This window comes from Asticcacaulis sp. P2_C5 (assembly GCF_056404555.1).
Genome location: NZ_JBFUDU010000003.1, coordinates 505,909 through 516,267, shown reverse-complemented (window position 1 = coordinate 516,267; position 10,359 = coordinate 505,909). Strand labels below are relative to the sequence as shown.

The 10,359-nt window shown below is 54.5% G+C and carries 8 protein-coding genes and 1 pseudogene; 5 read left to right on the top strand and 4 right to left on the bottom strand.

Features of this window, described 5'->3' with window-relative positions; all coding sequences use genetic code 11:
- Both AC1DXO_RS08175 and AC1DXO_RS08170 read left to right on the top strand, forming a co-directional pair.
- Window positions 1–234 (top strand): transposase (locus AC1DXO_RS08175; protein ID WP_476977627.1); only part of this gene is annotated, 234 nt, incomplete at its 5' end.
- Window positions 159–1,715 (top strand): retron Ec67 family RNA-directed DNA polymerase/endonuclease, encoded by a 1,557-nt coding sequence (locus AC1DXO_RS08170; RefSeq protein WP_476977626.1) that lies wholly within the window; start codon window positions 159–161, stop codon window positions 1,713–1,715. The genes AC1DXO_RS08175 and AC1DXO_RS08170, both read left to right, overlap by 76 nt.
- A 288-nt stretch (window positions 1,716–2,003) precedes the next feature.
- Here the strand turns inward: AC1DXO_RS08170 and AC1DXO_RS08165 are convergent, their stop codons facing one another.
- A complete protein-coding gene (locus AC1DXO_RS08165) occupies window positions 2,004–2,894 on the bottom strand; it encodes a YwqG family protein (RefSeq protein WP_476977625.1) in 891 nt (296 codons plus the stop codon).
- A 25-nt stretch (window positions 2,895–2,919) separates the two neighbouring features.
- On the opposite strand from AC1DXO_RS08165, the pseudogene AC1DXO_RS08160 reads away from it, so the two are divergent.
- From AC1DXO_RS08160 to AC1DXO_RS08150, 3 genes and pseudogenes are all read left to right on the top strand, one after another.
- Window positions 2,920–3,048: pseudogene (locus AC1DXO_RS08160) on the top strand (hypothetical protein); the annotation flags it as partial.
- 347 nt (window positions 3,049–3,395) lie between these two features.
- Window positions 3,396–6,695: a CHAT domain-containing protein gene (locus AC1DXO_RS08155; protein ID WP_476977624.1), complete on the top strand. Its 3,300-nt coding sequence runs from the start codon at window positions 3,396–3,398 to the stop codon at window positions 6,693–6,695.
- A complete protein-coding gene (locus tag AC1DXO_RS08150; RefSeq protein WP_476977623.1) occupies window positions 6,692–7,756 on the top strand; it encodes a CHAT domain-containing protein in 1,065 nt (354 codons plus the stop codon). The genes AC1DXO_RS08155 and AC1DXO_RS08150 overlap by 4 nt, the downstream gene beginning before the upstream one ends.
- A gap of 475 nt (window positions 7,757–8,231) precedes the next feature.
- Here AC1DXO_RS08150 and AC1DXO_RS08145 read toward each other — a convergent pair whose 3' ends face one another.
- The 3 genes from AC1DXO_RS08145 to AC1DXO_RS08135 all read right to left on the bottom strand — a co-directional run bounded on the left by AC1DXO_RS08145 (window position 8,232) and on the right by AC1DXO_RS08135 (window position 10,355).
- Window positions 8,232–8,720, bottom strand: a complete 489-nt coding sequence (locus AC1DXO_RS08145; RefSeq protein ID WP_476977622.1) for an EamA family transporter — start codon at window positions 8,718–8,720, stop codon at window positions 8,232–8,234.
- A 160-nt stretch (window positions 8,721–8,880) separates the two neighbouring features.
- Complete coding sequence (locus AC1DXO_RS08140) at window positions 8,881–9,156, bottom strand: hypothetical protein (RefSeq protein WP_476977621.1); 276 nt, start codon at window positions 9,154–9,156, stop codon at window positions 8,881–8,883.
- A gap of 308 nt (window positions 9,157–9,464) precedes the next feature.
- A complete protein-coding gene (locus tag AC1DXO_RS08135) occupies window positions 9,465–10,355 on the bottom strand; it encodes an EamA family transporter (RefSeq protein ID WP_476977620.1) in 891 nt (296 codons plus the stop codon).
- Window positions 10,356–10,359 lie beyond the last annotated feature (4 nt).

Sequence of the window (10,359 nt, the reverse complement as noted above, 5' to 3'; positions counted from 1 at the left end):
AAACTTATCGTGCCCGAAAATATCACCCTGATGAAATTGCCACCCTATTCGCCAGAGCTAAATCCTCAGGAAAATGTCTGGCAGTATCTACGACAGAACTATCTCGCCAATCGGGTCTATGAAAATTACGAAGCCATTGTCGAAGCTTGTTGCAACGCATGGAAGGCTCTCATGGAACAGCCAGAACGCATTCGATCAATCGGAACAAGGGAATATGCACAGGTCAGAGTTTAACGCCGTTGGTATTACACAAACCCACGGAACGGCTCAAAGAGGTTCAGCGACGTCTTGCAAAATTACTGGGGCATTGCCTAACTGAGATTGAGGGAGAGTTGGGCATAGACGAAAACTGTGCGCTTGCGCACGGGTTCCATTCAAAGCGCTCTATTATAACGAATGCGCGCCGCCATCGCAGACGCCACCATTTGTTGAACGTAGATCTCAAAGATTTTTTTGGCTGTGTTAACTTCGGTCGCGTTCAGGGATACTTCCATAAGAATAGGTATTTCCAGTTGGAAAAGCCCCTGGCAACTATCATTTCGCAAATTGCGTGCTTCCAAGGACGTTTGCCACAAGGCAGTCCGTGTTCGCCCGTTATCACAAACTTGATTTGCCAGGTCATGGACGTGCACTTGGGTAAGCTTGCTGCAAAGAACGGTTGCACATACACGCGCTATGCCGACGACCTTTCGTTTTCAACGAACAAAATGCACTTTCCCGCGGCTTTGGCAGTGGCCAGCACTGAAAACCCCAATCAATGGATCATAGGGGATGAACTACGCTCCCGCACTTACCGGTCGGGTTTTGAATTTCAGCATACCAAAACTAGGATGCAATACCGCGACAGCCGTCAAACGGCCACAGGGCTGATCGTCAACGAAAAGCTCGGAATACCGTCAGAGTACTACAAAACAACAAGAGCAATGTGTAACCAGCTATTTGTCAAAGGCACCTATTATCTGCCCGACGATAAAGCTCGTGCGGGGCGACAGGCAAAAAATGGTATGCCGCAGCTTCGGGGCCGGCTTGCGCATATCTTCCATATAAAAGGTCTGGAGACAGACTACAAAAAATACCCTCACGACAAACGCCCTGGTCACGCCCGAGAGTATAAAAAATTCTTGGATTTCATTGGGTTCTACCGGCTTGAGCTTCCAACAATAATTTGCGAAGGCAAGACCGACCCGATTTACATTCAGAATGCCATCAAAGCCAAGGCGGCCAAATATCCGGAACTTGTGTCGCCAGTCCAAAAGGGCATTAGCGTCAATTTACGTTTCTTCGGCTATTCCAAGACGACTGCCGCTGTGCAAAGTCTGTCAGGCGGTGCAGGGGAACTGGCTCAGTTTATCACGCAGTATGCGTCATCGCTGAAGCCTTTTAAAGTTCCAGGCAAAGAGCACCCAGTGATCATTGTTATCGACAATGATGGGGCCTCAAAGCCGATTTTTAGCGCTATCAAATCTGCCGCGAAACTCCCGGCTACCCCTGACGGCAGTGCGCCGTACTACCATGTCTGCGAGAACTTGTATGTTGTGCCAATCCCGAAGATTGCTGGAAAAGACACTGCCATCGAGGATCTATTCGACGCAGCCGCGCTCTCGATGGATCTGAATGGAAAAACTTTCCATGCCCTAGGCACGGGATTGATACCAAGGTTCATATTGGAAAAGCGTTATTCGCTGAGCACATTGTGCAAAAACGCCGAGCAGTAATAAATTTTGACGGGTTCGACCCGGTAATTGACGCCATAATTGCGGTGCAGACACACTACTCGGCGACAGTTGCCGCGGCGACAGCGGCGAAGGCCGTGCCATAATGTTAAATTGCAAGCCTCAGTCCAGCAATACGTCTGCTTGCTGCGCGAAGCTATTGATCTGGCAGAAAGTTATTATGCGGGGGCGGGAATCGAGGACGTGATACGGAATCCCCAAACGTACGGGGCTTTTTTTTGAAACGAGTATTAATACGTTCAAAGACATTGGTCTTGCTGATATCGCCGTTCAATAACAATCCGAACGACTAACCCAGCCGCGTGGCGTTCGGAAAAGGTATATTGATCCGCCGTCGCCGATATTCAGTTTCCCCTTGTCCGTCGAATTGATCTGAAGGCAAAACTCAGCTTCGTCCGGCCAGCGGCTGTCCTGGATCCAGTTTGGCCAGCCACCCAGCTTTACCGGGCAGGTTTCGTACAGCGCTTCGGCTTGCACCGCATATTGGCTTTCAAAAAACCAAACCTCTTCGTCGGATTGGGCAACGCTATCCGGGATTTCAAGCGCGATATCGTCCCAGACCGGTTGATCCGAAACCGGCCCATGCCACAGAATTGGAAAGGAAGGCCGGTCCTTGTTTACCTGAGGCGGCGGGCCGATGGGCACAAGGCCGTCGAGCGAGGCATAGGTGCGGATAGCAAAGCCGGTTCCGGACGCGTCATAGTCGCCGAACACGGCTTTCACGTCGATCCAGATACTGAACAGCGCAATGCCTTCAAGGAAGGCGGGGGTGTCCGGCAATTCATCGGTCCGAATCTGCACGAGGGGACGCATCGGCCGGCCCGTGCCCTGGCAAACAGGAATTGCCTCGCCGGGCAGGCCCCAAAACTGTCCGCCCCAGCGACTTGTCGGCGGATGGTCGGGCGATGGCGTTTGGCCGCCGATTTCGCCGAATATGGCCGGTTTGACCATCTGATCCAGACGATCGCATGCGGCTTGCATTTCGGCTTCCGTCGGCGGGGGCATTGTGGGCCTTCTGCCACCGATGAACGATCTCAGCCAGTTCAGAAACCCCATCTGCCACCCCATTGCGTCGAGTATCCAGTGTGGCAGGAACGGGCTTTGATGTCGACCTTGGCAGAAGCCCCCACATGCCAGCCTTTGGCCTGCGGCTCGGGTCATTTCGCCGCCTCGGCCTCGGCGACGATCCAAACGGTTGAAGCGCGTTCTTTGGAACGATCCGGCGACCGGCGTAATGCGCCACGCCGACGCCGGATACGATATCGCCCTGACCTGCGCGCGGGGGAAGGGGTTGGACCTGCCGGGGATAGTGTGAGGCGGCGCTGAACGAAATCCCGATTACGACAAGGAACCGGAGTGAGCATCTATTTTGTGCCGTTCGAATCAAAGTTTTATGGGTTTGGTTTGCGAGCAAACCGATTTTTCGCTTCTTAGCCACTAGGAAATGAAAATACGCGTCGTATGTCCCACCCGGTTGTGCATATAATATTGATTTCTATAAGTTGCATATAAGTGCAATTTCTGATGTAAGCTTTAGCCGGTTAATATGCGTTAAACATAAATCATTCGCATTTCCAGCCCCTGAGAATAAGCACAGCATCGCTTGTGATCATCTTCAAAATCAGAGGTCTGGCGCGAATCTCAAGGTGGGTGAGAGCGAACATGCCGACGATCAAGATTGGTGATGGAGTAGCGATAGACACCGGGCAAGCATTAAACATTTCTATCGGCCCCCGTCCGCGTATCGGCAGGCGAGCCACTAATATTGAGGCGCCGGATCCGTTAATTGACAAAGTGCTGTCGGATGCAGAATTCCAGATTGCAAGTGACATCCAGCTAACTTCGGGCAAGGCCACTACGTCAGGGGCAAGGCGGCTAACCCGACAGGCTGCTCCAGCCACCATTACCGTCGATGTCGATGACAGTCAGGACGCTGTCTTACTGATTGAAGGTGACGGAGGCGTTGTCTATTGGCAGTCGCCCGATGAATCATCGGTTGCCGCTACAACGCGTGGTGCCACGACCTTACGTTTTACGCTCCCCACCGATCTGCCAAGTAGACCTGGCCGACGCCGAAGCGTTCTCGGCGGCGCAGTAATTGGCTGGCTTTTTGGCTCGGTTCGGGTGCGAGTTCTACGTTTTGTCGCTCAGGCGACGATAAGTCTAGCCGTCAATCACATTGAAGGCCACCTAACTCCTGGGTTGGTTGATATGTCCGGTCCGCCGGGCACATGGAAAGCACCTTTTCGCCCGAATGGGCCGTTTAATCAGCCGCTAAATGTGCTTTTGATGGTGCACGGCACTTTTTCAACTACGGCAGGCAGCTTCAGCCACCTTGCCGCCGTTCGCGAGGGACAAGCCTTTCTGGAAGGTGTCCGACAGCACTATGATATGGTCATCGGTTTCGACCATCCGACATTGGCGGCTGATCCTGAAGCAAATGCCGAGGCATTATTGGCGGCCTTAAGTTTTCTTCCCAACAGCACACGTATCGATGCAGTTGCGTACAGCCGTGGCGGACTTGTTTTGCGGGTTTTCACCGAAAAGCTAGCAAAGGATCGATTCGTTTTCGGCAAATGCATCTTTGTCGGATGTACTAATGGCGGGACGGTCCTGGCCGATCCAAAACACTGGTACGATTTTGTCAACCGTTACACCAATGCCTTGTTGGCAGCAGCACGTGCCTTGACAATTTTAACAGGAATGGCGATGGGCGCCGAAGTCATCGCTCTTCGAACATTGGCGGAATTTGTCAAATTATTGCCTAGGCTGGCAATCGAGGAGAACAGGGTTCCGGGACTACAGGCCATGATGCCTGAAAGTCGCTGCGTGAAAGAACTCGATCGTGGTGGCGGCAATGGGCGCGACTACTATGTGATTGCTTCGGATTATGAACCACGTCTGGACCTGTCACGCGGCGTAAGTCATGAATTGGTGCAATATCTAGTCAATTCGGTTGCCGACGATCTGCTGGCCGAAGCGAACGATCTTGTTGTCCATACCGCCTCGATGGCACAGTTTGGGCCGCAACTTGTTCTGCAGCCGGAACGCATCGAGACTCTAGATCGAGACCTCTCTGTATACCACACGATATATTTCCAGACGCCGCAAGTAGCAAAAAAGCTTTATCTATGGCTTATACTTCATGATTTAACCCTCGGCGTTATTCCTAATATTGGGAGGTCGAGGGTGCCAAGAAGTATAAATTTTAATGAAAACTTAGGCGAAAATCGTGATCTGAGCCAACCTGGGGTCCGCACTCGGCCAACACGTGGACGGCGGTCGCGTATATCGGACGAAGGCGGACCGATGGAATTACTAGAATCCTTGCCTCCGATAGAAGCCACCATGGGCGTGCCAGAGTCCTCACCTTTGGAAGAAACAACAGCCGGAGCGTCGGTCGGCTGTCATTTTGCAGCGGAGATTGCGGCGTCGATTGCGTTAGAAGCGGCTGCACCATTGTTCGTCACTATATCAGACTCCCGGATAACAATAGTGTCAGGTCGAGGGGCCGCTACTACTATTACAGCGATACCGGTCGAGCCGACAGAGGCACTTGGAATTGAGGTCATCGCTCTCAAGAACTGTCAGGTCGCTTATGACGGCGAGAAACCCGACTGGCAAAGTAGCGTCCGGCGCGATGTTCAAATCCCCAAAGCTTCGATATCTTATCGCTTTCTGGTGAAGGGTAGCGTGCCCGGCGAGGCAATCTTGCAGATTGAGATACTACAAGCCGGGCGTCCCTTGACATCCTTACGGCTGTCACCGGTCTTTGTCGATGGATCACAGGACAAGCTCGTGGCTTCTAAGTCGATTGTTCTGACGCCGTCATCTGATGCTCCGGCAATCATGCGTATATTTGAAATCCACCAGCCGGACGGAACACTCAAGATTCGCTATGATCTTGCCTGTGCCGATCCTGAAATCGCCGTTTGTCAGGAGATAACACTGGCCGCAGGCTTCGATATCGGCGCCTTCGTAGGTGATTTCTACGCTCGCCTCGAGGACGCCTATGCACTCGGCGAGAACAACTATCAGACTTTCGTGCGTAATCTAGCCGATTACTCAGTCGACAAGACAAATGGTTTAGTGCCCGAAAAGGTTCGCAAGGCGTTGTGGGAGAACCGTAAACAAATAAAAGCTGTTCAGGTTATTTCCGACAGCCCACACATTCCCTGGGAGTTGCTTTACATCGACGATCCAACGGCAGACACGGACGATAATAAGGGCTTCCTATGCGAGTGGGGGCTCGTGCGGTGGATGTATAATGCCCGCTGGCCCGACGCGAAAATGCAGTTACGCGGTGACCGCATACGCTACGTTATTCCCGACTATCTCAATGACAATCATGATTTGCCCGGTGCCGATCGGGAACGTGAAATGCTTGTGAGCCGTTTTAGGGCCGCTGCGGAGGTGGAGGCCAACAGCGAAGCCGTGCGGAATTTTCTAAAGTCGGAGGCCCGAGGTTGCGATCTATTACATTTTGCCTGTCACGGCGAGGCGCAGCAAAAAGCCGTATTGATATCGCAATTGATCCTCCGCGAAGGTGAGGAAGCTAACGGCGAGACTTTCGACGATACCCTGACCTTCGAAACCGTAAAAAGGCATGCCCGATTCGCCGATGACGGCTATGGGATGGTCTTCATCAATGCGTGCCAAACAGGGAGGGGCGGCAAGGGCATTTCAGGCGTTGCTGGCTTTGCCGAAGCTTTCTTGCGTCCTGCTTCTGGAAAGGGTGTCGATGCCTTTGTCGGGGCTCTTTGGTCTGTCGATGATACACTTGCGCTTAATTTCGCTACCGAATTTTACGATCGCCTTATCGCCGGGAGTACGCTCGCGGAAGCTTCGCAAGCCGCGCGCGCTGTTTGCCATGCGAAGGGTGATTTCACATGGCTAGCTTACTCGGTTTACGGAAATCCGTTCGCACGCCTTGAAAGATTTGATCGTGAGGACATCCTATGAAGGTTCTATATGTCGCGTCCCAGGCGCCTGAGGGAGAAAGCCTTGAACTTGAAAGAGAAATAACTGCGCTCCAGGCGCGCTTACCATCTACCATTGTGGAGGCCGCGCAATTTACGTTTTTGCCCGACGTAAAGCTTGAAGACTTCGTGCTCGAGATTTCCAAGTATCGACCAGACGTGCTCCATATCTCTGTTCATGGATCGAAAGGAGGACTGTGGTTCGGCACTAGCGACGGGCGGGCCGTCGAACTTCTCGCATGCGATTTGAAAGAGATACTCCCGCCCAATCATCGCCCTAAGCTGATACTGCTAAATGCCTGCGATTCCGATAAAATTGCAGAATATTTGGGCCAATTCGGCATGGTAGCTATGGGAACCACAGCGCCGATTACCAATCAAGCCGCCATCACTGGCGCTACCACCCTTTATGATCGCTTGCTGCGTGGCAGTACAATCCGATCAGCTTTTCTCGCGACTGATGCCTTCGTACGGACGCTGGAGGAAGGTAAACTTGCCTTCAGGATGTTCAGCGCGGATCCTGAATTGCCAAACGCTATACTGTATCATGTTCCGCAGATAGTGGCCAAACTCCCTTCGGATCAGTCAACTTTCAATAAAAAGGGCGATGCAGTGCGCATCTATATTGGGCTCAACGGTTGCCCTCCTAGCGCCGGCCAAGTCGTCTTTTTTACGGACGATCCAAGCTTCATAAAAGACGACGAAGATTTGGAGAATGGCCTGACGGAAGTTATTCGCGACCAGCCCCGCCGAGGAGAGGTCTGGACGGAAACGACGTGGGAGGTTGACGGAGATTCCCGCGTTGCAGCATGCGGCCTAACTGGATCTGGAGAGACCTTTGCAGCCTGTTCGTCAATTGCGGATGCATTGGAACGTTATGTGCAGATCACCGAAGCACCCCAACCCTATCTGGATGCCCTGCCGGCAGTGACGAAGTTTTTGCGGGATAGAGATGGATCAGGCCTGCGCGACTGGAAGCCTTACCAGCCTCGGACGCCCGGTTTGCCTCCAGGTCAATCGGTACGCCCTCGCATAAGAAAATAGCGGAAAAATTGGAAACATTGGTGACACCTCTGTTCTGGCAATTCGATTGCGTTGCATGTCCCGTTATTGAAACGAGTCTTAAAAGGGTCCCGTAAAAAAAGGCACTTCAATAGCTGTCCGAACGGCTGGCCCAGCCGCGCGAGGTTCGGAAAAGGTAAAACGATCCGTCGTCGCCAATATTCAGTTTCCCCTTGTCCGTCGAATTGATCTCAAGGCAAAACTCGGCTTCGTTTGGCCAGCGACCGTCCTGAATCCAGTTTGGCCAACCACCCAGCTTTACGGGACAGGTTTTACGCGTCAGCTTGCGCCGCATACTGGCTATCAAAAAGCCAAACCTCTTCCGGATTACGCGACGCTATCTGGGATTTCGAAGGCGATATTGTCCCAGCCCGGTTGATCCGGCACCGGGCCACGCCACAGGGTTGGAAAGGCGGGCCGAGCATTGCTCACCAAAGAGTCGCGCCGACGAGATTGTTTACGCCACGGCGTCTACCGTCCGCTTGGCAGTCGGGCTGCTGCCGGCGGAGGCGATGATGACTAGGCCGATGGCCAGCCACTGCCAAAGCGTCAGCCGTTCGTGCAGCATGACCAGGGCCGCCAGGGCGGCGACCGCCGGCTCCAGGCTCATCATCAGGCTGAAGGTCTTGGCCGGAATATGATTCAGGGCCAGCATTTCCAGCGTATAGGGAATAGCACCCGACAGGACCGCCACGCCGAAGCCTAGCAGCAGGTAATGCGGCTGCCAGAGAACGCTGTTCACGGCGCCGAGCAAGGCGCCGTACAGGAGCACCAGTATCCAGTCCTGGCGGTTCTGCGGCCTGCCCTTCCACGGTTGGAAAAGGGCAAACAGGACAAGGGTCGAGAAGCCTTGGCGCATGGCGGTGACGCCTTCGGCGCCCAGGGCGGGAAACAGTTGCTTGGCGAAAGACGCGCCGACCTGCACCGAAACGATCGAGATCAGCACAGCAATGCCGACAATAACTTTCCGGCTCGGGCGCCATGCGAACGTTCGCCTGGCGCCCGAGCCGGAAATTAGACCGCCATTATAACGGGTTGGCTATGCGAAACGAAGTTCGGCGAAACCAAACGTGCTGCACACCTTGCCGGATTGCGCTCTGGCTACTTTAGTTCTTGTAATGCCGCTTGCCGTTGTCATCCACCCAGTAACTATTGCCATTGCCATCGCTGTAAAGTTCACGCTTCTTGCCCTGCTCGACAACGTATCCGATTACGGCGCCCGCGACGGCTCCGACCGCTGCGCTCTTGACGACGTCATTGCCGGTCGCAGCGCCTACGGCAGCACCGCCGACGCCCCCGATAAGCGCCCCGGTGCCAATGCCGTCGGTTGCACAACCGCTCAGCAACACGGCGGAGGCCAAGACTAATATGGCGATTTTCATAGCGTATCCCTTTTCGTCAGAAGCCGAGCGTAAGGTGCTTTGGGCACCCGCCTGGTCGCTTGACTATAGCCAACGGGAGCTCTTTTTCTGATCGGGAATTGCCTGCGAATTGTAAATATAAGGCAATGGCCTGCAGCAAGAAAGTCGTCGGGTGGACACGCAGTGGGCCGAGATAACGGGTGCCTGCCGACGGCTCAGGGCAAGTAAAAGTCGCATCCCCGCGTTTGCCTGTTATGTGCTGTCCTTCATGGAGAACGACATAAGCTTGGCACCGTGTCCGGTTTTACTGGACTTCCTCAGACTTAAGTTTACTCCGCCACGGCGTCCACCGTCCGCTTGGCGGTCAGGCTGCTGCCGGCCGAGGCGATGATGACCAGGCCGATCGCCAGCCACTGCCAAAGGGTCAGCAGTTCATGCAGCATAAGCAGGGCCGCCAGTGCGGCAACCGCCGGCTCCAGGCTCATCATCAGGCTGAAGGTCTTGGCCGGAATGTGCTTCAGGGCCAGCATTTCCAACGTATAGGGAATGGCACCCGACAGGACCGCCACGCCCAAGCCCAGCAGCAGGTAATGCGGCTGCCACAAGACGCTGCCGGCGACGGCAATACCGATCGGCACGGTGAAGATGCTGGAAAAGGCCATGCCGAGCGCCACGGCCTTGCCGCCGTTCATCCGGTCGCTGATCTTCTGGCCCAGGATGATATAGACGCCCCAGCACACGGCCGCGATGGCGGCATACAGCAGCCCCATTGGGTCGAGTCCACCCGGACCGGGCTTCAGCGGCAGCAGGATCAACAGGCCAGCCACGGCGCACAGGACCCAGATAAAGTCCGTCCATTTGCGCGATGACAGGATGGCGACCGTCAGGGGGCCGGTGAATTCAAGCGCCACAGCGATACCCAGGGGCAGGCGCGCCACGGCCATGTAAAAGGTCAGGTTCATGACGCCGAGCAAGGTGCCGTACAGCAGCACCAGGAGCCAGTCCTTACGGCTCTGCGGCCCACCCTTCCACGGTTGGAAAAGGGCGAACAGGACAAGGGTCGAGAAGCCCTGGCGCATGGCGGTGACGCCTTCGGCGCCCAGGGCGGGGAACAGCTGCTTGGCGAAGGACGCACCGACCTGGACCGAAACGATCGAGATCAGGACGGCGATGGTCGACAGGGTGCCGACGGGTATCCGGGTTTTGGAAAGCATAGACATGACA